This window comes from Siphonobacter sp. BAB-5405 (genome assembly GCF_002872335.1).
Taxonomy (GTDB): Bacteria; Bacteroidota; Bacteroidia; order Cytophagales; family Spirosomataceae; genus Siphonobacter.
Map to the genome: position 1 here is coordinate 37,214 of NZ_NJAG01000041.1, position 22,992 is coordinate 60,205.

General features: G+C 50.7%; 18 protein-coding genes. 5 read left to right on the forward strand and 13 right to left on the reverse strand.

What is annotated here, in order from left to right; genetic code table 11:
- Nucleotides 1-64 precede the first annotated feature (64 nt).
- Nucleotides 65-2,956 (reverse strand): triple tyrosine motif-containing protein, encoded by a 2,892-nt coding sequence (locus BWI97_RS21320; protein ID WP_102202720.1) that lies wholly within the window; start codon nt 2,954-2,956, stop codon nt 65-67.
- A 396-nt stretch (nt 2,957-3,352) separates the two neighbouring features.
- On the opposite strand from BWI97_RS21320, the gene BWI97_RS21330 reads away from it, so the two are divergent.
- Together BWI97_RS21330 and BWI97_RS21335 are read left to right on the forward strand one after the other, a co-directional pair.
- Nucleotides 3,353-3,844: a hypothetical protein gene (locus tag BWI97_RS21330; RefSeq protein WP_141217538.1), complete on the forward strand. Its 492-nt coding sequence runs from the start codon at nt 3,353-3,355 to the stop codon at nt 3,842-3,844.
- A gap of 190 nt (nt 3,845-4,034) precedes the next feature.
- The gene (locus tag BWI97_RS21335) at nt 4,035-4,796 is read left to right on the forward strand and encodes a ThuA domain-containing protein (protein WP_102202723.1); all 762 of its coding nucleotides are present in this window, start codon (nt 4,035-4,037) and stop codon (nt 4,794-4,796) included.
- An 18-nt stretch (nt 4,797-4,814) separates the two neighbouring features.
- Here BWI97_RS21335 and BWI97_RS21340 read toward each other — a convergent pair whose 3' ends face one another.
- The 11 genes from BWI97_RS21340 to BWI97_RS21390 all read right to left on the reverse strand — a co-directional run bounded on the left by BWI97_RS21340 (nt 4,815) and on the right by BWI97_RS21390 (nt 15,556).
- Nucleotides 4,815-5,846 carry a YhcG family protein gene (locus tag BWI97_RS21340; protein WP_102202724.1) on the reverse strand — a complete coding sequence of 344 codons (1,032 nt, stop codon included), beginning with the start codon at nt 5,844-5,846 and terminating at the stop codon, nt 4,815-4,817.
- Nucleotides 5,847-5,921: 75 nt separating this feature from the next.
- Complete coding sequence (locus BWI97_RS21345) at nt 5,922-8,072, reverse strand: molybdopterin cofactor-binding domain-containing protein (RefSeq protein WP_102202725.1); 2,151 nt, start codon at nt 8,070-8,072, stop codon at nt 5,922-5,924.
- A 4-nt stretch (nt 8,073-8,076) separates the two neighbouring features.
- On the reverse strand, nt 8,077-8,535 hold the full coding sequence (locus BWI97_RS21350; protein ID WP_094814439.1) for a (2Fe-2S)-binding protein: 459 nt from the start codon (nt 8,533-8,535) through the stop codon (nt 8,077-8,079).
- Between the two features lie 79 nt (nt 8,536-8,614).
- Nucleotides 8,615-9,175 (reverse strand): 4'-phosphopantetheinyl transferase superfamily protein, encoded by a 561-nt coding sequence (locus BWI97_RS21355; protein WP_158242814.1) that lies wholly within the window; start codon nt 9,173-9,175, stop codon nt 8,615-8,617.
- Nucleotides 9,168-9,419: an acyl carrier protein gene (locus BWI97_RS21360; RefSeq protein WP_102202727.1), complete on the reverse strand. Its 252-nt coding sequence runs from the start codon at nt 9,417-9,419 to the stop codon at nt 9,168-9,170. The genes BWI97_RS21355 and BWI97_RS21360 overlap by 8 nt, the downstream gene beginning before the upstream one ends.
- Nucleotides 9,416-10,684 (reverse strand): beta-ketoacyl synthase, encoded by a 1,269-nt coding sequence (locus BWI97_RS21365; protein WP_102202728.1) that lies wholly within the window; start codon nt 10,682-10,684, stop codon nt 9,416-9,418. The genes BWI97_RS21360 and BWI97_RS21365 overlap by 4 nt, the downstream gene beginning before the upstream one ends.
- Nucleotides 10,677-11,114 carry a 3-hydroxyacyl-ACP dehydratase FabZ family protein gene (locus BWI97_RS21370; RefSeq protein WP_102202729.1) on the reverse strand — a complete coding sequence of 146 codons (438 nt, stop codon included), beginning with the start codon at nt 11,112-11,114 and terminating at the stop codon, nt 10,677-10,679. Before BWI97_RS21370 ends, BWI97_RS21365 begins: the two co-directional genes overlap by 8 nt.
- Before the next feature lie 31 nt (nt 11,115-11,145).
- On the reverse strand, nt 11,146-12,198 hold the full coding sequence (locus tag BWI97_RS21375; protein WP_102202740.1) for a type III polyketide synthase: 1,053 nt from the start codon (nt 12,196-12,198) through the stop codon (nt 11,146-11,148).
- Nucleotides 12,195-12,908 (reverse strand): methyltransferase domain-containing protein, encoded by a 714-nt coding sequence (locus tag BWI97_RS21380; RefSeq protein ID WP_102202730.1) that lies wholly within the window; start codon nt 12,906-12,908, stop codon nt 12,195-12,197. The genes BWI97_RS21375 and BWI97_RS21380 overlap by 4 nt, the downstream gene beginning before the upstream one ends.
- Entirely contained in the window at nt 12,889-14,007 is a 1,119-nt protein-coding gene (locus BWI97_RS21385) for an NAD(P)/FAD-dependent oxidoreductase (protein ID WP_102202731.1), read from the reverse strand. Before BWI97_RS21385 ends, BWI97_RS21380 begins: the two co-directional genes overlap by 20 nt.
- Before the next feature lie 586 nt (nt 14,008-14,593).
- On the reverse strand, nt 14,594-15,556 hold the full coding sequence (locus BWI97_RS21390; RefSeq protein ID WP_102202732.1) for a TIGR03885 family FMN-dependent LLM class oxidoreductase: 963 nt from the start codon (nt 15,554-15,556) through the stop codon (nt 14,594-14,596).
- 475 nt (nt 15,557-16,031) lie between these two features.
- On the opposite strand from BWI97_RS21390, the gene BWI97_RS21395 reads away from it, so the two are divergent.
- The 3 genes from BWI97_RS21395 to BWI97_RS21405 all read left to right on the forward strand — a co-directional run bounded on the left by BWI97_RS21395 (nt 16,032) and on the right by BWI97_RS21405 (nt 20,701).
- Complete coding sequence (locus BWI97_RS21395) at nt 16,032-16,496, forward strand: MarR family winged helix-turn-helix transcriptional regulator (protein ID WP_094814455.1); 465 nt, start codon at nt 16,032-16,034, stop codon at nt 16,494-16,496.
- A gap of 151 nt (nt 16,497-16,647) precedes the next feature.
- Nucleotides 16,648-17,673: an aldo/keto reductase gene (locus tag BWI97_RS21400; RefSeq protein ID WP_102202733.1), complete on the forward strand. Its 1,026-nt coding sequence runs from the start codon at nt 16,648-16,650 to the stop codon at nt 17,671-17,673.
- Between the two features lie 268 nt (nt 17,674-17,941).
- Nucleotides 17,942-20,701, forward strand: coding sequence for a M14 metallopeptidase family protein (locus BWI97_RS21405; RefSeq protein ID WP_102202734.1), 2,760 nt, complete (start codon nt 17,942-17,944; stop codon nt 20,699-20,701).
- Nucleotides 20,702-20,928: 227 nt separating this feature from the next.
- Here BWI97_RS21405 and BWI97_RS21410 read toward each other — a convergent pair whose 3' ends face one another.
- Nucleotides 20,929-22,884 (reverse strand): sialate O-acetylesterase, encoded by a 1,956-nt coding sequence (locus tag BWI97_RS21410; protein ID WP_102202735.1) that lies wholly within the window; start codon nt 22,882-22,884, stop codon nt 20,929-20,931.
- Nucleotides 22,885-22,992 lie beyond the last annotated feature (108 nt).

Here is a 22,992-nt window from a genome sequence, read left to right on the forward strand (position 1 = left end):
CAACCTCTGGATTTCAGGAAAATCACAACGTGTGTGTCTTAATGAGCCATCAGTACTACACTTCTCACTTGCTTTCTTTAGCCAGATCAACCAGGAATTCATACAAATTGACTTCCGTAGGCAGCAGTAGTTTTTTACGAAGCCGATAGCGGCCAATTTCAATGGCTTTGACCGTTACGTTCATTAAGCGGGCGATCTCTTTGGAAGACAAATTCATCTTTAGATACGCACATAGTTTTAGGTCATTGGGGGTGAGTTCCGGGTAGCGGTCTTTCAACAAATGGAAGAAATCGTCATGAACGGTATTAAAGTGAAGGGTGAATTGTCCCCAGTCCGCATCCTTGCTTTCAACATCCCGAATCAGGCGTAGCACCTGCCGAAAACTTACGGCACTGTCTTTCGTATCCTGTTTTTTCGCCAGTGTAGATACTACTTCTTTTACTTTAACCAATACCTCGCCCCGTTGCACTAATTGCATGGTCATCGCCGCCAGCTCGCGGTTTTTGAAGTCGACATCCGCTTCCAGCTGTTCATTCTGCAGGCGTACCAACTCTTTCTCCGCCCGGTCCAGTTCCAATTGATGGAGATACGTTAACTGCTTTTGTTCCAATCGATGCTTGCGTTTCTGCCAGTGAAAGAGATAATAAACCAGCCCGGCCGCCAGCAAAGCGTATACCAGATAACTCCAGTAGCTTTCGTACCAGGCGGGTTCAATGTACAGTTGATAGGAAAGTATCGCCGACTCGTTTCCCTGATTGTTCCGGGCTTTGACCTGAAAGGTATACGCCCCCCAGGGCAAGTTGGTGTAATCCTTTTCGCTTTTGGTACTCCAGGCTGACCATTCCTCGGTTTCCCCCTGCAATCGATAACTATATTCGGTAGTATTCGTCTCATATTCCAGGGGTGAGGCATAGGCAAAATGTAGCGAGTTCATGCCCGCCGCCAGTTGCAGGCGTTGCTGGGAATCTTGCGTAGCCTTTACTTTTCCCTGCTGTACAAAATAGCCCCCGAAGACAACGCTATCTCCACTTGCCTTGATTTCACTGAGCAGAATAAGTGGTTTACTGACCTGCGTACGATACTGCTCGTAATTGATGTGAATAAAGCCTTTGTGACTGCCGACGAAGATGTTTTGCGGATCGACGGGGTACAGGCATTCGAAGCCACCCACCAGTTTATCCGTTAACTCAGGGAAGTATACGATTCGGAATTTCTGTCCATTCCGGGGCTGAAAGTCAATAACGCCGAGCCGCTTATGACTCACAAACCAGATATTCCCCTGGGCATCTTCTTTCAGATACTGAACGGCCAGATTTCCCAAAATGGGCTTGAACAGGCTGGAAGGTACAAAGCGATTTTGAGCCTCATTAAATTCATAAATGCCTCGTTCGGTACTGACAACCAACCGACTTTTGACCGAGTACACATAATTATATAGACTCGACGGAAGTCCATCCTGCTGGGTATAGAGGCGAATTTTCTGCAATTCCGTATCTCCCGGCGACCACTGCATCCTAAATACGCCCCGACTGGGATGGGAAGCCCAGATGGTACGCCGGACGCTATCGGCGTAGACAAAGCGGAGGGATTCTTTCAACCCTTTCAAATCCTGAATTCCATTCAGTGAGCCGTTTTCATAGCGTAGATGCCGTAAACCGTCGTACGTGCCCACCAGATAATCCGTACCTGAAAAGGGTATCCACAACCAGGTTCCCGGAAAGTGATAGACGGGTTTTACCTGGTCCTGTTCAATTTGAAAAAGTCCATTTTCGTGCCCCATGTATAGTTTCCCCCGCAGTTCGCCTAATCGCCAGACCTGCCCTTTAGCGGCTGGAATTTCTGTAAAGGCCCCCTGAGCCCGGCTTAAATCCTGCGTAGAACCTTCGAGCGTGGCTCGAAATAATCCATTTGATGTACCCGCGTACAGCGTCCGGCCCTGTTTGTACAAAGCATAACCCGTCGTATGTTTATTGCCACTGGGGTACAGGTATTGAATGGGGCTGTTGATGGCAATAAAATCAATGCCATCGTCGAGAGCCAGCCACAAGTTCTGATTACGATCCAGCCAGATCGCCCGGACATTGGAGTTCTGTAACCCTTCCGCACTCGTGTACTTTTGGAGAGCTTTTCCGGCCCGATTCATCAGATACACTCCCGCGGAGGTTGTGCCAAAGGCGAACGTCTCCTCGCCTACCTGAGCGGAACAGTAGATGCGGTCCGAATGGAATATGGCATCCAGGGCTGTGGCCTTCCGTTCCATTTTCTGGCCATGTAAAATAAAAAGGCCTCGTTCCAGCGTTGTTAGTAACAGGGTGTCCTGCCCGTAAGCTCGCAGCGAAGTGATACCAAACGTTTGCAGCGGTTCTTCGGATGATTGTAGTACCCAAGTTCCGCGTTCGTAACGAAACAGCCCTTTTTCCCGGTCCTGAGCGTATAACTGTTGATTGGCCATTCCCAAAAACGACCAGCTATGCGTAGGTTTATATACCGTCAGTTTTCCCTGATACAAACGCATAATCTGCCGGAGCGACTGAAAAAACACTTCCTCGCCCCGAATGCAAATGTGCCAGACATCGCTGAAATTACGATCTTTTGAATTCAGCAATGGCATCAGCGAATGATAAGTCAGGACGCCATTGGCATTCGGGAAAAAGTAGCCGATTTCTCCCAGACCCCCTACGTAAATTCGGTTCTGAGCGTCGATTTCCAAAGCCCGGACTGCCGTATGATTCGCTAGTGGATAGGTACTCCAGAAACGCCCGTTGAAGGTAAGTAAGCCTTCATTGTTACCAAAGTACATGATCCCCTGGTGATCCTGAGCCACGTCCCAGTTCTGCATACCGGCTTTGTATTCGGTCGTACTGTAATGGATAATTTGAGGCGAGGCTAGTTGGTGCTGGGCATGGCTCTGACCAAAGAAGGCTATGCTCAGCAGTAGGCACAAGAATCGATTCATATGTGTAGGGAAGTGGGCGGAGTTTTTCGACGCAAAATGGACCCTGTTGATTCCCCATCCGCGTTCCAGCGTTTTCGCTATCCAGTCAAAAAAGTGATGAAAAATCATCCTTTAAACTTCCAAAATTAATAAAAATACCCGTTGGAATGCTACGGATACTGGCAGGTTTTGTATGGGCGGCGAAGCAATCGCCCTTGTATTTGCTTATTGTTTTTGACTCATGCAGAGTTAATGCTCCTGTTATTGTTCACTTCATCGGCCAAAAAGCCCCAATCATCGAAAGAAACGCCCTTTTGACTTCTTCACAGGCTACATTTGAAACATGAAAGGACAACACTTCAGCTTTTGAAGTACCCGTCATCCCCCATCTGAACACCGCCTTAACTTGAACTTTGTATGAAACGTTTTTTACTCCTTTTCGCATTACTGTCTTTCCCAATGCTAAGCTGGGCAACCACTCCGGTAAAATCTGTTTTACCCTTAGGGCTTAGCTTCGGCATGAATCAGCAAACCATGGAAACGACCTTGATTCAACCGGGTCAATCCCTGCAAAAAAGCGTTTCTGAAGATTGCATTACGTACCAGCTTCGTCTACAGGACCATGATGCGGTAGTGAAAGGCTATTTTAAAAATAACGAGCTTTACTTGATTTCTATTGAATATAAAATTCAGCAAAAAAGTGAATTTGATGCGTTGAAGGAGCAATTAATCAAACAGCAGGGTGCCTGCTCGAAAGAAAGTTCTTACAACGCCGATCTTCAGGCAGCCACGTGTCAGTGGAATTCTAAAAATGGATTTGTTTCCTTGGTTTTATTAGATCATTCATTGGAAACGGTTTACGCTCAAACGGCTCGCCCTTCCTGCTCTAAAGCAATGCTTCAAGAATAACTAACTCCCCCCTTGCATACCTATGGGTACCGCTCACGAGTGGTACCCTTTTTTATTTTCAGTAAGTTCTGGATGAAGTACTGTAAGTTGAGTTATTCTTGATCCGGAAAAGATTTGGTCGTTCACGTATGTCTTTCTGTTCGTGATTTGACTACGTTTGCCTGTTGCATAAGCCTTCCGCTACTCCGGTATGAAAAAACTGATTTTGCTTTGCTGCTTTATTGCTGTCTCCGGTAGTCGCATACAAGCCCAATCCAAACTTTTTCGAGTAGCAGTACTCGCCGAAAAAGATGGCGGCGTACATGCTCCTTTCGTAGCTGCGGCAAAAATCTGGTTAGCTCAATTGGCCACCCAGCAGGTCTTCACGATTGATTATCTGGAGGATACCCAGCCAATTACGGATGCTTTTCTAGCCAAACACGTCTTGGTCATTCAACTCAACTATCCGCCCTATCGCTGGACGGAGCAGGCAAAAAAGGCTTTCACCACCTACATCGAGCAGGGCAAAGGTGGCTGGATTGGCTTTCATCACGCAACGTTACTCGGCGAGTTTGACGGGTACCCGATGTGGCCCTGGTTTTCGGAGTTTATGGGCGGGATTGTGTACAAGAATTACATTCCTGATTTTGCTACGGCTACCGTTCGAGTAGAAGCGGGTAATCATCCAGTTATGAAAGGCGTACCGGCGAGCTTTGAGGTAGCCCGTGAAGAATGGTATACGTACAATCAAAGTCCGCGTCCCCGCGTGAAGGTGCTGGCAGCGGTGGATGAATCAAGTTATAAACCTGACTCGAAGATTAAAATGGGTGATCATCCCGTAATCTGGTCAAACGAAAAAATGAAAGCCCGCAACGTGTATATTTTCATGGGCCATCACCCGGACTTATTTCACAATCAGGCTTTCACTACGATTTTCCGAAATGCCGTCTTGTGGGCGTCGCAAACCCGTTAATTTATTTCTCTTTCAGCCCTATTCCTCGTTTGAAGCACGACTTTTTAGCAATTCCTGCTCAATGTCTTCAATGCTGGGCAAGGTTCCTTTGAGGTCGCTGGGAATGGACTCGGTAAGTTCGTACGCTGAGATGCCAATGGGTTTATTGATGTCTTTCAACGAGTATTCTGCCACCACTTTATTCTTCTCCTGGCAAATCAGCAGACCGATGCTGGGCTGATCGAATTCGTTTTTTAGCTGATCGTCTACAACAGAAAGGTAGAAATTCAGTTTCCCGGCAAACTCCGGGACAAACTTTCCCGTCTTCAGTTCGACGACAACATAGCAACGAAGTTTGACGTGGTAAAACAGCAAGTCGATATAGAAATCCTGCCCGTCCACTTCCAGGTGATACTGTTTCCCCAGAAAGGCAAAACCAGCTCCCAATTCCAGTAAAAACTTCGTAATGTGCTCGGTCAGGGCGTTTTCGAGGTCTTTTTCCTGATAATCTTCCCGCAGGGTAAGAAAGTCGAAGATGTACGGATCTTTGGTTAGCTGTTGAGCCAAGTCCGACTGAATAGCCGGTAAGCGGGCTTCGAAATTACTGATGGCCTTACCCTGCCGCTCATACAGACTGGATTTAATCTGCAAGCTCAATACATCGCGTGACCAACCGTTTTCCAGAGCTTTCTGCGTGTAAAATTCACGTTCTTCCGGAGACTTTACTTTATCCATTAAAATAATATGATGACTCCAAGGCAATTGGGCAACGGGCGGTTGCCCAATTGAAAAATCTGGATAAAGGGCGGCAAACTGTCTCATATACTTGATATTACGATGAGACAAGCCTTTCATCTCTGTAAACTCTTTCTGTAAATCTATTGACAATTGAGCCGTAACTTTATCGCCCCATTGTGCCTGTTCTAATTGAGTCATAATGGTTTTACCTATTCGCCAATACAGGTACAATAATTCGGCATTGGCAGCTAGTACCGCCCGCAAGCGGGATTTGCTGATTTCATTGCGAAGTTCGGCCAGTAAAGAACCATAGTTGCTGGGGAGTGTCGACATGCGTTCAAGATTAACGACCGAAATTAGTACTTTATCCCTAAAATTTCATCAAGAAATTAGGGTACGGTCCTATTTTCAGTTTTTGAGTTTTGCGGGTATTAAAGGCAAGTCCCGCACGCGTTTGCCACTAGCCCGGTACAGAGCATTGGCCAGAGCTGCCGCCGTGGGTCCCTGTACCGCTTCACCGGCTCCCAGCACTGGTTCCTGGGGGCGATCGATCACGACTACCTCCACTTCCGGTATTTCACTCATGAGGAAAATCGGATACGAAACCCAATCCCGACTCGTAATCTGCTGGGCATCGAACTGTACCTGTTCTTTCAGCGTCCAGCTCGCGGCCTGAATCAGTCCACCTTCCGTCTGATTTTTAAGCCCGTCCGGGTTGATGACTTCACCGGCGTCAATCACGCTCCACAAATTCATAACCTTAATCTGATTGCCAGTTACGCGTACCCGAGCCGCTACGGCACAATAAGCCGCCGTGTTTTTATAGCGGGCAAACGCAATGCCTACCCCCTCTTTCGGCTTTATCCGCTCGTTTTGAATCAATTCTTGTAAACGACGCAATACAGCAATGGCCCGCTCGTCTTCCAGGTGCATGATTCGAAATTCAAAGGGGTCTTTCCGGGCTTTTTCGGCCAGTTCATCCATGAACGATTCAATCGCAAAAACATTCCCGAATGCTCCCAGAGCCCGCAGGGAAGAAACCCGCAAAGGTCCTTCGAACTGATGAGCGTCCACGGCTATGTCAGGAATGTTGTAATAGGGTTCGGAATTACGGATAGTACCGCCATTGATACTGGATGCCGGTTTTTTAGGGATCGGCGGATCGAGGTAACGGGCAAGGAGCAGATTCGCTGGATCCCCACCGGGGCGGGCCGTATACGTATCCGACCAGAGGGTGTAATTCCACTGCTCAATCCGACCCGCAGTACTCAGCCGAGCTTCGGCTTCCAGAATCATGGCACTGCCGTAAGGTTCCCAGGCGTGTTCTTCATCGCGGGACCATTGCAGACGAATCGGATGTTCCGGATACGCCATCGCCAGCCAGGCGGCTTCGGCGGCTACATCGTCGGCTCCGTTGTGCCCGTAACAACCCGAACCCGCCATACCGATAACATGAATCCGATCCAGGGGCAGCTTCAGCAACCGATGTAGCGTTTCACGCAGCGGAAATACGCCCTGACTGTGCGACCATACCCGCAGCGTCCCTTTCTGATACCAGGCTATCGCACACGAAGGACCAATGGAGCCGTGCATCAGATAGGGCTTGTAGTACTGAGCCTTGATCGTAGTAGGTCCGGTCGGTTGCCCTTTTTCGTGCACGCGTTCAATGCGGGCGGGCAGGGACTTCAGGTAAGAAACGAGTGCCGTACCCGTTGGTAAGGGTTGTACGTCTGTCCAGCGAACACTTTCCTGCAAGGTCCATTGGGCCTGCATGGCCTGAAACTCTTCGGTAGCGATCACGCCGACCAAACTTCCCTGTACGACTACTTTCTGAATCCCCGGAATCTGTTTTCGTACGGCTGACTCATCGAGTTTTTCGAGGCGGGCCCCATACGAAGGCGGTCGCACCATGCGGGCGTGTACCATGCCGGGCAATCGTAAATCCTGAATAAACCAGGTTTCTGCCCGTACCATCCGGTTGATTTCGGGACGCGGCATGGGTTTACCCACCAGTTGATACTGTCCCTTGGGTTTAAGGGCTACATTCCCTCGTACCTCATCCTGTAATTGCTTTCCGTTGAGGAGTTCCTTCCAGCTAATCTGCTTATTCTTCCATCGAATGGTACCCGCGGCAAACTGAAGTTCCTCTACCGGCTTCCGCCATTGCTTCGCCGCCAGTTCGAGTAATTTCTGCCGGGCTGCCGCTGCTGCGTACCGAACGGCCATGGCACTGTTTTCGATGGATGCACTGCCAGCCGTGTAACTTTCATCGGGCGTACGGTCGGTATCGGCCATTACTACTTCTACCTGACTCAGCGGCAAACTCAGCTCTTCGGCAGCTACCTGGGCCACGGCGGTGCGAATCCCCTGGCCGAGTTCCATTTTTCCGGTAAAAACGCGGATTTGACCATTTTCCAGTATTTCCAGCCAGGCCCGAATGCGGGGATCTCGTTGCAGGCTGCCCGGCAGTTCATCCGCTTCGGGTACCCAGGACGGTAGCGTGAATCCAATCGTCAGCGTACCCATCGTTTTCAGAAAATCTCTTCGTGACGTCTGCATAGGCTTAATGACTGGCTCGTTTAACGGCCCGCAGGATACGACTTTGCGTACCACAACGGCAGAGTACACGTTCGAGTCCTTCCCGAATCGCGGCTTCGTCGGGTTTGGGATTTTCTTTGAGCAGGGATACCGCCGACAGGATCATGCCGTTGAGGCAGTACCCGCACTGAGCAGCCTGTTCGTCAATGAAAGCCTGCTGCACCGGATGGAGTTGCGTGCCCTGAGCGATGCCTTCCAACGTCGTAATTTCCTGTTTCTGTACGGTTTCGACGGCAATCAGGCAGCTGGGCTGAGCTTTCCCATCCAGCAACACCATACAGGCTCCGCATTGCTGAAGCCCGCAACCGTACTTGGGACCGTTGAGCTGCAACTGATTGCGTAAGACGTACAATAAAGGAGTAGCCGGATCAACGGTGAGGCGGTGCGACTGCCCGTTGACGCGTAAGTGTAGGGTAGCTTCCATCGTTTCGCAAACTGGTATGCTTGCTCTAACGCTGGTACCAGGGGATTGTTTTGGGGGAAGAACGCTTTGGGATGAAAGGTTAGACGGTGGGCAGTACAAACGCCCCATAGTGTCCGTGGTGTGATATACCAAGGGGAATGTTTAGTCCCGTTGTGGTCTGTTGCCAGTAGGGTGCCCCATCGGTATCCTTGACGAATGCACCGTCACCGTAACGCAGGGCCGCTTCCGATCGAATGGCCTGCCGCAGAGCCGCGTGCTGAGATGCGTACGAGGATTCGGACAAGCCAAGCACCCGGGCCCGGTCGAATACCGGAACCGTACTAGCCAGAGTCAGGATATACGGATGAGTATGTTGGGTTTGGGTGTACAGGCAGCTCTGCTGGTAGCTCACTCGTCCCAGTCCGCTATCCCTATCCAGTTCAAAACAGTGAATGTGCAAAGGCACGAAGGCCCGTCCAGCGGCGGGATGCTGCTTGTACACGCTTTCCTTCATACTCCAGAGGGTCCAGACCATGCGGTCGGGATCGGAGGCCGTACGAATGCGTTGCTGCTCATCCGGTAGAAAAACCTTATCGAGAAAGCCCCGACGTTGCCAGTTACTGTCCCGCCGGGCCTGAGCCAGATCGACCAGGTCAATCACTAACTTTTTCCCGGATAATATCCATGGCTGCTCCGACGGTTTGCATGCGTTCCATGGATTCGTTGTCGATTTCAATTTGATAGGCCTCTTCCACGTCCAGCACAATATCCACCAGATTGGCCGAATTGATTTTCAGATCTTTAATGAAGTTTGATTCCGGTGAAAGCTGGGCAAAGGCTTCTTCGTCCTGTACGTAAGGTTTAATAATCTCTTTCAGACTTTCGATCAGTTGGGCTTCGTTCATACGTATTTTTTGAATAGGACACAGGCGTTTACATCACCAAAGCCAAAGTTAGCTTTAGCAACGACCTGAATAGCTTTTGAAATAGATTGCTGAGGAATTTTTTCGGGATCAATCAAGGCGGTAATGTCGGGATGTAAGTCTTCGCTGTTTCGGGAGGGATAGATAAATCCTTCGCTCAGTTCGAGTACCGCCGCTACACTTTCAATGGCTCCGGCAGCACTCAGGCAATGGCCGATCATGCCTTTCAATGAGTTAATGTACGGGAAATCTGCACCGTCTCGGCCCAGGGCCTGCGTCCAGGCCAGAATTTCGGCGGAATCTTTGGTGGTCGCCGTCAAATGGCCATCGATTAGATCCACGGCTTCCGGGGCTACTCCTGCGTGAGCCAGTGCCTGTTCAATGCAACGGCGTACGGCCGATGGATTCGGAGCCGTCATGGAGCCACCACCCCGCTGGCCCCCTGCGTTGACGTGGCCGCCGAGTACCTCACCATAAATCGCCGCATCCCGGGCCAGGGCACTTTCCAGCGACTCAAGAACCAAAGCACCCGCTCCACTACCAGGTACAAAACCGCTGGCCGTAGCACTCAGGGGTCGGGAGCCGCGTTCGGGCGAATCGTTGTGCTGGTAAGTCATCACCCGCATGGCGTCAAACCCGCCCCAGATGTAGGGACCATGATCGTTGCAACTGCCCGCTAACATCCGCTGGGCCTGACCGCTGGCAATGCGGTCGTAGGCCCACAAAATGGCTTCCGTGCCCGTGGCACAGGCGGAAGAATTAGTTGTCGTCTGGTTCCCGCAGCCCAGCATCCCACCCAAATAGGCACTGATGCCGCTAGCCATGGTTTGCGTCACGACCGTACTGCCCAGTCGCCGTACCTGCCCTTCGTCTACTTTATAAATGGCTTCCCGAAATTTGTCCACGCCCAGCATCCCCGTACCAAAGACAATGCCGCTGTCCCAGTCTGGTTCGGTCGGTTGTTCGGGCAGACCCGCCTTTCGCCAGGCTTCAACCCCGGCCATGACACCGTAGAGAATGCCGCTGCTATTGAGCTGTTTTAACTGCAATTCGCTGAAGTACTGTTGTTTCTGCTCCTCGGTAACGGGCGGTATACCGCCGATCTGACAGGAGAATTTCAACTCCGCCAGTTGGGGTTGAAAGCGGACGCCGCTTTCCCCCGCCCGCAAGGCCTGCGTAAAAGCCGGGATTCCTACGCCATTGGGAGCAGCGACCCCCAAGCCCGTAATAACGACACGTTTACGCATAAGCCTCTGGTTTAATCATGCCCGCAATGCTGCCCCGGGCGACTAATTCGCCCCGACTGTTGAAGAGTTGTACCTGACACTTTAATTTATGAAAACGGAAATACTCTTTTTTTGAACGAACGGTGACGGTTTCGCCGGGATATACCGGTATGAAAAAGTCAACCTGAACGGACGACAGAGCCATTTGAATGCCCTGTACCGAGGCTACCAGAAAAATACCCAGGCATACCACCCCGATCTGAGCCATGACTTCGGTCAGAATGACGCCGGGCGTCACGGGTAAATCCTTGAAGTGACCCTGATAAAAATACGAGTCAGCCGGGAACGTATAGGTCCCTTGCACGCCGTTTTCGTCCACGTGCTGCAAGGCATCTACGAATAAAAAGGGCGTCTGGTACGGCAGCAGGGCCAGAATTTCCTCGGATTTCATGAATCAATTAATTCAAATAAGGATACAGAATTTACCAGCGAAGCAGGACCCGCTGGGCCGTGAAACCGGGACCAAAACTTAGCATCAGCCCAATGGATCCTTTTTCGGGCTGTTTTTGCAGGAACCGTTCGAGTACGTAAAGAACCGTGGCACTCGACATATTGCCGAATTGCCGCAGTACTTCTTTGGTATCATCCAGGTTTTTATTCCAGGCACTGAATAGCTCTTCTACCGTCTCCACGATTTTCTTGCCGCCGGGGTGAAAAATCAGGTGCGAAACGTCGCCAAGCGTCAGTCCGTTTTTAGCCAGAAAAGGCTCGACAATGGCCGAAAAATGAGCAGCAATGGTTTCCGGTACGGCTTTATCAAGTACCATTTGCAGGCCGGAGTTAGTCAGGTCAAAGCCCATGATGTCGATGGCATCGTAGAAGTGATACATCTCTTCATCGATGATTTCGGGGCCTGTGTCGTTGGGATGCGAAGACACCAGTACACAGGCCGCACCGTCGCCGAAAATGGCCGCACTGACGATGTTTGCCATCGAAAAATCATCGAGCTGAAAGGTTGCCGTGGGAGCTTCGATAGCCAGTACTGCCGCCCGTTTACCGGGGTTGGCTTTCAGGAAATTTTTTGCGTAAATCAGTCCGGATACCCCCGCCACACAACCCATTTCGGTGACGGGCAGGCGTACAATATCCTGCCGCATCTGAAGGCTATTGATTAGAAAGGCATCGACCGACGGGATCATCATACCCGTACAGCTCACCGTAATGAGAAAGTCCAGATCGGTTGCCTGCCAGCCCGCCTGAGCCAGTGCCTGACTTACAACGGTTTCACCCAGCTTGACGACTTCCCGCCGATAAATCAGGTTTTTTTCTTCAAAAGACGTACGGGTAAATACCTCTTCCGGGTCCATGATGGAGTATCGCTGATCGACCGCCGCGTTTTCGAAGATTTTTACGACTTTTCGCTGAAAACGAGGTTCCTGACCAGCCAGCCAGGTTTCCAGAAAAGGCATAATCTCTTTGGTAGCCCTGGAATGCGGCGGGGAGGCTTTGGCTACCGTGGTAATGGTTACACTCATACGTTTTTCAAAATCCATTGGTAGCGGAACGCCCACTTCCAGGTGATACGAACCGAAGCAAAGGAAACCTGTTTGGAAAAAGCTTCGAGTTCTGATTTTTTAAAGCCCCGCAGGATGGAAATAAGTCCGTCCTGTCGGGTCATGGGATGCAGTCGGAACGCCCAGCAGACGAGTTCAAACAGGCGGTAGGCCCAGGTACTGCGATGCAGGTCATTGACTACTACACCGATTCGAGCCTGAGCGTTGAACAGGTTCAACAGATACCGAATTTCAGTGTCACTGAAATGATGGAGGGTCAGCGTGGCTAACACCACATCATAATTCAGGGCTTGAAAATCAGAGCTGAACACATCCAGCACTTCATAGGAAATTTCGGGATATTCTAAGGAACATTGCTGAGCGTGATCGATGGTAAAAGCATTGGCATCCACCCCGATGATTTGCAAAGACTGGCCCGTTTTTCGGCCCCAGTCGGCTACGGCCCGGCACATATCGCCATTGCCACAACCTATATCCAGGATGGTCACTGTTTGCTGACGATCTACCTCCCGAAGTAGCTGTTTCACACCGTTCAGCGTAACCGCGTTGCCACCCAGCCAGCGATTGATGGCAGCGATTTCGTCCAGGGTATCCCGCAATTCCTCACCTTCCAGCGAAAAATCATCCATTACTTCGGGTTCACGGCTGCGATTACGAGTATTCAGGGGCATACGAAAAGGGTTTGCCGTGCGTTTGCCGGACGATAGCAGGAAGCAGTCCAGCGAAAAGCGGAGCGGATTTCATCACCAGCGAAGTCAGTACGGGTCGTTGTAACAGGGACTGTACGAGACGTCCGGCCGTGAGTCGGTTTCTAAAATTCTGGTTCCATTGACGGGTATACTCCGCTTCGAGCTTCGATCGGTCGGCGTGACGGAAAAAGGCCGTAATGGCTTCCGCCGCCAGTTTGGCACTGTGGATCGCCATGGCCATTCCATTTCCACACAAGGGATGAATGAGACCAGCCGTATCACCGCAGCGTAAGACGTGATTCTCGACGGCTGGTTTAGACGCAAATGATATTTGGCTAATGGCTAATGGTTTATCAAAAAGCGGCTCGGCTCGTTCAAAGAAATCCCGAAGAAAGGGGTTTTGCGAAAGCACTTGCTGCTGAAACGTTTCCGGATTTTTATAAGGCTTGAATACTTCCGCCTGTACCAGATAGCAAGCGTTCACTACTTCGTCTTCCACCTGCGACATACCGCAATAGCCACCCCGGAAGGTGTGCAGGGATACCAGATCATCCGGAAAGGGAACCCGGTAATGAGCTTTCACGGCCATCCAGGGCGAAAGGGGTGTTTGCGAATCCAGCCGGGAGCGTTTTCCGTACGCCGCAATAACGACCGGAGCTTCATACAGATAGTCTTCTGAAGTAGTGACGGTAAAGCGATTTCCGTCAAAGTCAATCCGCTGTACGTGAGCCTGTTCGATTTGTACCCCCGCCTTACGAGCCTGCTGATACAGATAGGCGTCCAGCCGATACCGACTAACGCCGAAACCACCCAACGGCAGAGCACTGCGTAAGGTCTTTCCCTCCAGCGTAGTCAGTAAAAACTTCGAAATTCGGGCCGGATTCAACGTATCCACCTCAATTCCCAGCGAAGCCAGATACGGACGCACCTCGTTGGAAATGTATTCACCGCACACCTTATGTTGCGGGTACTGTTGCTTTTCAAGCACGACCACCGCAAACCCCTGCCGAGCGAGATGCAACCCCGCCGTGAGTCCGGCCAGGCCCCCGCCAGCAATGAGTATATCCGTTTGTGTGGGCATCGTACGGGTTTCGAGGAGTTAGGAGCTTGTTGTATACCGATAAAGAGCTTTTTGGAAAAATTGTTTTCACTATCTCTAAATTAAAAAAGACACTTCTGTTTGTCTTCTTCGGGCGAAACACTACTCAGACTCTGGCTTTCGCTGCTACTTCCATACGCAGTAAGCTAGTAGGTGGACTTCACAGGTGATCCATTTTTCTTATATCAAGGAAATTCTTTACGGCACTAAGCATACCACTTATTTTCAATGGGTTGCTATGATAAAATGACCACGGGTTACACCCATGGCTAATCTAATGAAACCCCTTCGGGGTTAAACGATCCAATTTCCCCTATTACGCCTCGCCAACCCCGAAGGGGTTCAACATCAATAGCCCCGTATGCAATGCGGGGGAATCCAATACGAAGCTAACTATGGGTTGCACGCATGGCTATTTAGATGCCCCCCCGGGGTTAAAAGGACATATCTTCTTATTTCATCCAGACTTGCATGCCGCCTCCCCAACCCCGGAGGGGTTCAATGTAAATAGCCCCGTATGCAATGCGGGGACTCGGCCAGCCCGATAGGCTATGCCGGGTTTATCCTACTACCCCTGAATCTGCGGAATTACCTTTTCTCCGAACGTATCAATGAAAAGTTCCTGTTCGCGGTTGACATTATGAATGAGTAGTTGTTCAAATCCCAGCGACCGGTACTCTTCCAGCCAGGCAATATGTTGCTGAATATCCGCCGAAATATTGATCATTTCTTCCACTACCGCCGGGTTCACCTGATCGCCTAAGGCATCGAACTGTTCGGGATTCCGGATTTCGGTAAGTACCGTATTGGGTAATACGTTACTTCGCCATTGTTCGTAGGCCAATTGTTTGGCTTCCTGTTGCGTACGAGCATAAGAAATCTGGATTTTCAAATGCATGGGCTTCCCTTCGCCCCCACCCCGCCGGAACGCATCGACCACTTTCTGAAGCTGGGCTTTCGGCTGAGAAACCGTAATTAATCCATCGGCCCAGCCGCCGATCCACTGGGCCGTTTGCGGCGTAATCGCCGCTCCGAAGATGAGCGGATTTATTTCCGGTCGACTGTATAGCTTCGCCTCTTCCACCGTCACCAAGCCTTTGTGCGTTACGGTTTCGCCCGCCCATAAAGCCCGCATAATATCAACGCATTCTTTCAGGCGGGCATTTCGTTCGGCTTTCATAGGCCAGCCGTCACCGGTAATGAGTTCATTCAGAGCCTGACCGGAGCCTACCGAAATCCAGAATCGTTCGGGAAACATCTCCGCCAGCGTAGCCGCCGCCTGAGCAATGATGGCCGGGTGGTACCGCTGACCGGGAGCATTCACTATGCCGTAGCTAAGAGAAGTAGCCTGCATAGCCGCTCCGAGCCAGGACCAGGCAAAACCGCTTTCGCCCTGACGGGTTGTCCAGGGATGAAAGTGATCGGAGGACAGAGCGGCGGTGAAGCCAGCCTGTTCGGCCCGTTGAGCAAACGTTAATAGTTCACTGGGTTTAAATTGTTCGTGAGAGCAGTGGTAGCCTAGTTTGAGCATGGATACAAACAGATTAGTGGGTGATACAACGCATCTAAAGCATCCTTTTTCTGAAAGTTTTATGCCACCCAGACAAAGACTAAAGGATTGAAATCTAAAAACGGGATTAAAAAACGATTATTCCCATTCTTCCCCATCTCCTTTATTCCATTAACATTCAGGATATTTGTCCGTTAAGACCTCTCCGTAGCAACTAAGGGTTCGCTGCCAGAAACCGGGTCTTAAAATGACCTCTTTATCTATTCGTATGAAAACACTTTATAACTACCTAACCCGGAGTCATTCCCTCCGTGCCGTTGGGCGAATGTTCCGTAACGAGTCTGTTTCTGAACAGGCAGTCATTAGATCCCTAATCTGGTAGTGTAACGACGATTCTGAACGTCCCCGTACTCTTTCTTTTGCAGCGTTTACGGCTTAGTCTAAAAGACTCGTAAACGTATCTCAAATTTGTATACAGTTAGTATTCTTTCTTCGTATGGAAAATGAAACCCATGTGAGTATCAATACCTTCAGTATGTCTGAAGATAGCAATGGCTTTTTACTCTGGAAAGTCAGTAATCTTTGGCAGCGGGAGTTGAAAAACCACCTGGATCCTTTCGGACTTACCCATTGCCAGTTTTCTTTATTGGCCAGCGTCTATTGGAATAATCAGTTTAAAGAGCAGGTTACGCAGGTTGATCTCTCGGAACACACCCGAATCGATCCGATGACTACCTCAACGGTGGTTCGAACGTTAGAAAAAAAGGGACTCATATCCCGTACCGAGCATACGACGGATACGCGGGCCAAAGCCCTGGGGCTAACACCCCAAGGAATAGATACCCTGGAAAAGGCGATTCAGAGCGTAGAGGCCTTTGAAGAACAGTTTTTTAATCTATTCAAGGATAAAAACGAAGACCTCCGGCAAACGTTGCAGCTATTACTCAACTACTCCCGTTGAGTAAGGTATCCCGTGACTTTTGTTAGTAAAATCTGCTTTGAAAGTCTCTAGCAATTCCATTGTACGATAATTTTCTCAGCTTTACCAGCCCTTTCTTTCAACCTTGAAGGTCAGGGCTGGTCCTTTTTTCTACCTCTTATTCAAAACCTGTATGGAATACAGAACCTTAGGAAACACTGGTTTTAAAATCCCTGTTCTGAGTTTTGGTACGGCCACTTTCGGAGGCGGAACCGAGTTCTTCAAGGCTTGGGGTAACACTCAGCTGGAAGAAGCCAGTCGGATGGTAAACCTTTGCCTCGACGCGGGCGTCACCCTCTTTGATACGGCTAACGTTTATTCCCGGGGCATGTCCGAGGAAATTCTGGGGCAGGCCCTGTCGGGCATTCGGCATCAGGCACTCATTTCTACCAAAGCCACGTTCAAAATGGGCGATGGCCCCAACGACTACGGCTCCTCACGGTATCATCTGGTCAAGGCCTGCGAAGACAGTCTGCGTCGGCTGCGTACGGATTACATCGACATTTACCACATGCACGGTTTTGACGCCCATACGCCGGTAGAGGAAACGCTGCACGCGTTGAATGATCTCGTTGAAAGTGGGAAGGTTCGGTACATTGCCTGTTCCAATTTTTCGGGCTGGCATTTAATGAAATCGCTCTCCGTTTCAGAACGCTACGGCTGGTCGAAATACGTGGCTCATCAGGCCCACTATTCCCTGATCAGTCGGGAATTTGAGTGGGAACTCATGCCGCTGGGTATCGATCAGAAGATTGGCACCATCGTCTGGAGCCCATTATCCGCCGGGCGACTGGGTGGTAAGTACCGCCGGGATAATCCCCTCCCCGCCGATAGCCGCCTTGCTCAGGGCGGTGGTGAAGGCCCCGTCATTCCCGACGATTTTCTGTACAACCTGCTCGATGTACTCGACGAGGTAGCCGCTGAAACCGAAAAATCGGTCGCTCAGGTTGCTCTAAACTGGCTTTTACAGCGACCCACCGTTTGTAACATTGTCATCGGAGCCCGTACGCCCGAACAACTCCAGCAAAACCTGGCGTCTGTGGGTTGGAATTTGTCCCCGGAGCAAGTCAAGAAACTTGATGCGGCCAGTGATCGATATCCCGTGTATCCGTACTGGCACCAGCGAAAATCACCGCAACTGAATCCATTGCCCGTATGATTCTTCCGGGACGATCCGTATCCGTTCGCGGGTACGGATCGTTGCTTTTCAAAGTCCGGATACAACCCCTCAAAACCGGGATTTAGTAGATACAATAAAGCGGTTTGGCGTATTTCGCTTGCCTAACGCTACCGAAGCCCTATCTTGTCTTGGGCAAAACGGGATTCTAACCAATCTTTCTTTGGCGAATAGTAAAAAAACGAACTTTTGTACGGTTTGCTGACGAATTCCTTTCCCATTGCTTTTTTCCCAACATTCCTTTTCATCTATGATCCGTAAATTTTTACTGGGTAGTGCATTTTTACTGGCGGTCACGCTCGCTCAGGCACAAACCATTCCTTCGCCCAAAGAGCATTTCGGCTTCACGATTGGCGATGACTACCACCTGTCGAACTACACCCAAACCGAAGCGTACTTCAAAAAACTAGCTGCCTCGGATCGGGTTAAACTCGTCGACATTGGAATGACTGAAGAAGGTCGGCATCAGTATATGCTGATCGTTTCGTCGCCGGAAAACCTGAAAAAACTGGATCGGTACAAGGAAATCTCTACGAAGATGGCCCGGGCCGAAGGTCTGAACGAAGAGCAGGCTCATGCGTTGGCAAACGAAGGAAAAGCCGTGGTCTGGATTGATGGCGGACTTCACTCAACGGAAACCGTGGGTACGATGCAACTCATCGAAACGGCCTGGAACCTCGTCAATCGGAAAGATCCCGAAACGATGCGGATTCTGGATAAAACCGTGATCCTCCTCACACACGCCAATCCCGATGGCCATGAACTGGTGGGCAACTGGTACATGCGGGAAAAATCCCCCGAGAAACGCTCGCAAAGCGGCTTGCCCCGGCTGTATCAGAAGTACGTAGGTCACGATAACAACCGCGATTTCTTCATTCAAAACATGAAAGAATCGCAGAACATTGGTCGGCAGTTGTTTGTGGAATGGATCCCGCAAATCATGTACAACCACCACCAGACGGCCCCGGCAGGTGCGGTCGTGGCGGGACCTCCGTACCGTGATCCCTTCAACTACGTTTTTGATCCGCTGATGATTACGGGGATCGACGCCGTAGGAGCTTCGATGATTAACCGGCTGAACGTGGAAGATAAACCCGGATTTACGCGTCTCGGCGGATCGGTGTTTTCGACCTGGTACAACGGCGGTCTACGGACAACGACGCACTTCCACAATATGATTGGTCTGCTGACGGAAATGATCGGTAACCCAACACCAGCGGAAGTCCCGTTGGTACCCAATCGTCTGATTCCGAATGGCAATACGCCTCTGCCCGTTACACCGCAAAAATGGCACTTCAAGCAATCAATTGATTATTCAGTTTCGTTGAACTACGCCGTACTGGATTACGCTTCGCGACACGCCGATGAGCTTTTGTACAACATTTACAAAATGGGCAAAAACTCCATCGATCGGGGTAGTAAGGACTACTGGTCGCTGTTGCCCAAACGCGTAGATGCCCTGACGCAGGCGTATCAGGCCGATCAGAAAAAAGAAGGTGGTCGTTCCGAAGGTCGGGAAGGGCGTTCGGAAGGCGGCGTACCGATGAAATACTACGATAACATCTTTAAAAACCCAACGCTTCGCGATCCCCGTGGCTTTATTATCCCCGCCGATCAGGAAGGTTTTTCCAATGCCACGACGTTTGTCAATGCGTTAATTCGTACGGGTATTCAGATTCATCAGGCTACGGCTGACTTTACGGTTGCGGGTAAGAAATACCCGGCGGGTTCGTACATTGTGAAGACGGCTCAGTCGTTCCGTCCGCACGTGCTGGATATGTTCGAGCCGCAGGATCACCCCAATGATTTCCAGTACCCCGGTGGCCCTCCGATCCGTCCCTACGATGCAGCGGGCTGGACATTGGCCTTTCAAATGGGTATTAAATTTGATCGGATTCTGGACGGATTCGACGGACCTTTTAAAGCTCTGCCCTACGGTGAGTTAGTGAAAGCTCCAGGTAAGCTGGCAGCTTCGGCGGCGGCGGGTTATACCCTGAGTGCGAAGGAGAACTATTCATTCATCGCCGTTAATGATTTGTTACAGGCCGGGGTTGAGGTGTATCGTTTGCCACAGGGTATTTCGGGTAAAGAAGCGGGTACCTTCTTTGTTCCGGCTTCGGCCAAAGCCAAGCAGTTGCTGGACAAGTCGGTAAAAGACCTGGGCCTTGACGTAGAGGGGGTTAGCAAGAAACCAACGGGTTCGTTAGTGAAAGTATCACCCATGCGAATTGCCTTGTGGGATACCTACGGCGGATCGATGCCTTCGGGCTGGGTACGCTGGATGATGGAGCAGTACCATTTCCCCATGAAGTTACTCTTCGCTCAGGAAATTGACGGCGGTGATCTGAACAAGAAATATGACGTGATCATTTTCGTAACGCGGGCGATTCCGGCCGTACGGACGTCGGGTGCTGGCGAATACGGTGGCTACATGATGCGGGAACCCAAAGCCGACGAGATTCCGGCGGAATACCGCTCGACGCTGGGTCGGATTACGCCCGAGAAATCGATTCCGCAACTCAAGAAATTCCTGGAAAACGGTGGTAAAGTAGTAACGATTGGTACCAGTACCAACCTGGCCTATCACCTGGATTTACCCGTAAAAAATGCCCTGGTGGAAATGACGGCCAGCGGAACCGAGCGTTCCCTACCGAACGAGAAATACTTCATTCCTGGCAGTATTCTTCAGGTAAATCTGGATTCGACCCAACAGGCGACCTGGGGTATGTCGAACCTCTCGGATGTCTACTTTGATTCAAGTCCGGTATTTAATCTGGCTCCGGATGCTATTGCCAAGGGTACGGTAAAACCACTGGCCTGGTTTGCTTCCAACAAGCCGCTCCGCAGTGGCTGGGCCTGGGGTCAATCCTACCTTCAGGGTGGCGTAACGGCCTTTGAAGCTCCGGTAGGCAAAGGAACGCTGTATGCGTTCGGTCCTGAAATCACCTTCCGGGCTCAGGCTCAGGGTACCTTCAAACTGCTGTTTAATCAATTGTATGGATTGAAATAGCGGTTGGTTTCAGAGATTTCTTTCTTTAAGCAAAACTCCCGGTCGTATGAAACGACCGGGAGTTTTGCTTAAGAATGGGAACGGATTAAAATCCGTTCCTATAAAATACGACGAGCCTACGGCTCTTACTTCCAACCGTAGCAATTTCCCAGAGCCATAGGCTCGATCCATTTCCTGAAGTTGGGTTTAAAACGGTTGAATCGGAACGGATTTTGATCCGGCCCCAATCATTCAAACTTTGCTTTCACCGTACCCCCCAGCCAGTCATCCGTCCGGAAGGGGCTTACCGGGAAACCATCGGCCCCATACAGATTGGCATCCACCGGTGAATCCGCCCAGCCGTAGCGAACCGATGCGATTTTCTGTCCTTTGGGGTGGCTGACTACCACCGTGTTACCTTTGATCTCGGCTTTGGCGTAATGGAATACGTGGTCGTCGCCGGCTACTTCAAATCCTTTTAAATACCCGTATTTATCCCGCACCTCTAGACCTGAATCCGCGTATTTGAAGGAAATAACCGCCTGGTTGCCGTTCATCTGCACGTTGGTAAACAGCGGCGAACGGGGATTGGCTGGCTGGTTAAAGTCCTGCACCAGGGCCTCTGCTGCCAGACGGTGGCCTACGTCCTGTTTATTGGTGGGGTGAATATCTTTAGGGTTGCCCACGTCGGTCGTGACGGCCATTCCTGTTTTCGGCAGCCGTAGCGTCATCGTCTGGGCTTCCCGTAATTCAGCCCAGTTACTCCCCTGATTGCTGTTTTGCTCGGCTCCATAACTGGAAAGCTGGACGAAATAGAAGGAGAACTCATCCTGCCATTTCTTCCGCCAGTCCGTGATCAGCAAAGGAAAAGCTTCCCGATACTGATAAGCCCGCCCCGCATTGGTTTCACCCTGATACCAGAGCGTTCCCCGCATGCCGAAAGGTACTAGCGGAGCAATCATGGCATTGTATAAACTCGTCGCCACGTTGTTACTCAAATGAACGTAGGTATGCGGTTCGGCAAACGAAGGCATCAGTTTCCAGTGATCAAACAGGCTGATTTTCTGATTCCCCACCTGAACGTACAAATCATTGGTTGATCCTTCCAGACCAAGCCCGAACCAGGGCAGGTGGACCAGATTACCGAATTTGATAACGAGGCGGTTCGCTCCTTCCTTCCAGGTGCCCGCCGGAATTTTGATGGTACGTACCCCCTTCAACACGCCTTTCGAAACCAGTGTCCCGTTAATGTACATTTCGTTCGGACTGTCGTTTTCCGCAAGCACCAGCGTTGTTTCCTGCGTACGGGCCTCGGCAGGCAGCTCAATCACGCGGGCCATATAGCCCTGCCCCCGAAACGCCCAGATTCCTTTCCAGTCCCACTGCCCGATGGGATTGTCGGTACTATGCCAGGACGAGAAATCGTAACCGGGTTTGAGATAGGCTTCCTCATCGGCCCGGCTGGGTTGTACGCCTTCCCGCTTAAACAATTGTTTTCTTAGCTTCTGGTCGTGTTGGGCATCAGCTTCTTCCCAGGTCTTGGGCAACCGCTGGGCGTAGGCCTGAAATTCTGGATTACCCGCCATCCCTTCCTTGCTGATCCAGCCTTCAATTTGAGAGCCGCCCCAGGACGAGTGAACCAGACCGATGGGGACTTTCAGTTTCTGGTACAACTCACGGGCGAAGAAAAAGCCAATGGCGGTGAAACCGCCCACCGTTTCGGGAGAGCTAACTTGCCATTCTCCCTTGGTAAGATCCGTTTTTGGCTCTAGGCTAACTTCGTGTTCAACCTTGAAATGACGAATCTGCGGAAAATCAGCGTTTTTCTTTTCCTCGGCAAACCGATTGGATTGGGCCACGGTCCATTCGATATTCGACTGGCCCGAACACAGCCATACTTCACCAATCAATACATCGTTAACTGCGATCCGGCCTGATTTGGCCTGGGCACTCAGCGTATGCGGCCCGCCCGCTTCCAGGGGCTTAAAAAGAACTTTCCAGCTTCCGTCAGCCGCCGCCCGTACGGATTGCGTTTGTCCAGCCAGCGTCACTTTAACCGTTTCTTTGGGTTGGGCCCAGCCCCAGACCGGAATCGGTTTTTGGCGTTGGAGTACGACGTGATCGGAGAATAAACGGTTTAGCCGAACCTGACTAAAACCGACGTTTGCTAGGCATAACAGCAGAAGAACAAGCAGCCGTGACATAAAACAAGGGTCGAGTAAATTGTATAGGCTTCTTCCCTTTGGAAGTAAGTTTTCAAAAATAGAAGAAGTTTACATCGCTTCTACTTCTCCTTCGACTACGTATGCGAT

What these genes read in the sequence shown, in the direction of transcription:
- BWI97_RS21320 (WP_102202720.1), bottom strand. Translation starts at nt 2,956, where the DNA reads ATGAATCGATTCTTGTGCCTACTGCTGAGCATAGCCTTCTTTGGTCAG.
- BWI97_RS21330 (WP_141217538.1), top strand. Translation starts at nt 3,353, where the DNA reads ATGAAACGTTTTTTACTCCTTTTCGCATTACTGTCTTTCCCAATGCTA.
- BWI97_RS21335 (WP_102202723.1), top strand. Translation starts at nt 4,035, where the DNA reads ATGAAAAAACTGATTTTGCTTTGCTGCTTTATTGCTGTCTCCGGTAGT.
- BWI97_RS21340 (WP_102202724.1), bottom strand. Translation starts at nt 5,846, where the DNA reads ATGTCGACACTCCCCAGCAACTATGGTTCTTTACTGGCCGAACTTCGC.
- BWI97_RS21345 (WP_102202725.1), bottom strand. Translation starts at nt 8,072, where the DNA reads ATGCAGACGTCACGAAGAGATTTTCTGAAAACGATGGGTACGCTGACG.
- BWI97_RS21350 (WP_094814439.1), bottom strand. Translation starts at nt 8,535, where the DNA reads ATGGAAGCTACCCTACACTTACGCGTCAACGGGCAGTCGCACCGCCTC.
- BWI97_RS21360 (WP_102202727.1), bottom strand. Translation starts at nt 9,419, where the DNA reads ATGAACGAAGCCCAACTGATCGAAAGTCTGAAAGAGATTATTAAACCT.
- BWI97_RS21365 (WP_102202728.1), bottom strand. Translation starts at nt 10,684, where the DNA reads ATGCGTAAACGTGTCGTTATTACGGGCTTGGGGGTCGCTGCTCCCAAT.
- BWI97_RS21370 (WP_102202729.1), bottom strand. Translation starts at nt 11,114, where the DNA reads ATGAAATCCGAGGAAATTCTGGCCCTGCTGCCGTACCAGACGCCCTTT.
- BWI97_RS21375 (WP_102202740.1), bottom strand. Translation starts at nt 12,198, where the DNA reads ATGAGTGTAACCATTACCACGGTAGCCAAAGCCTCCCCGCCGCATTCC.
- BWI97_RS21380 (WP_102202730.1), bottom strand. Translation starts at nt 12,908, where the DNA reads ATGCCCCTGAATACTCGTAATCGCAGCCGTGAACCCGAAGTAATGGAT.
- BWI97_RS21385 (WP_102202731.1), bottom strand. Translation starts at nt 14,007, where the DNA reads ATGCCCACACAAACGGATATACTCATTGCTGGCGGGGGCCTGGCCGGA.
- BWI97_RS21390 (WP_102202732.1), bottom strand. Translation starts at nt 15,556, where the DNA reads ATGCTCAAACTAGGCTACCACTGCTCTCACGAACAATTTAAACCCAGT.
- BWI97_RS21395 (WP_094814455.1), top strand. Translation starts at nt 16,032, where the DNA reads ATGGAAAATGAAACCCATGTGAGTATCAATACCTTCAGTATGTCTGAA.
- BWI97_RS21400 (WP_102202733.1), top strand. Translation starts at nt 16,648, where the DNA reads ATGGAATACAGAACCTTAGGAAACACTGGTTTTAAAATCCCTGTTCTG.
- BWI97_RS21405 (WP_102202734.1), top strand. Translation starts at nt 17,942, where the DNA reads ATGATCCGTAAATTTTTACTGGGTAGTGCATTTTTACTGGCGGTCACG.
- BWI97_RS21410 (WP_102202735.1), bottom strand. Translation starts at nt 22,884, where the DNA reads ATGTCACGGCTGCTTGTTCTTCTGCTGTTATGCCTAGCAAACGTCGGT.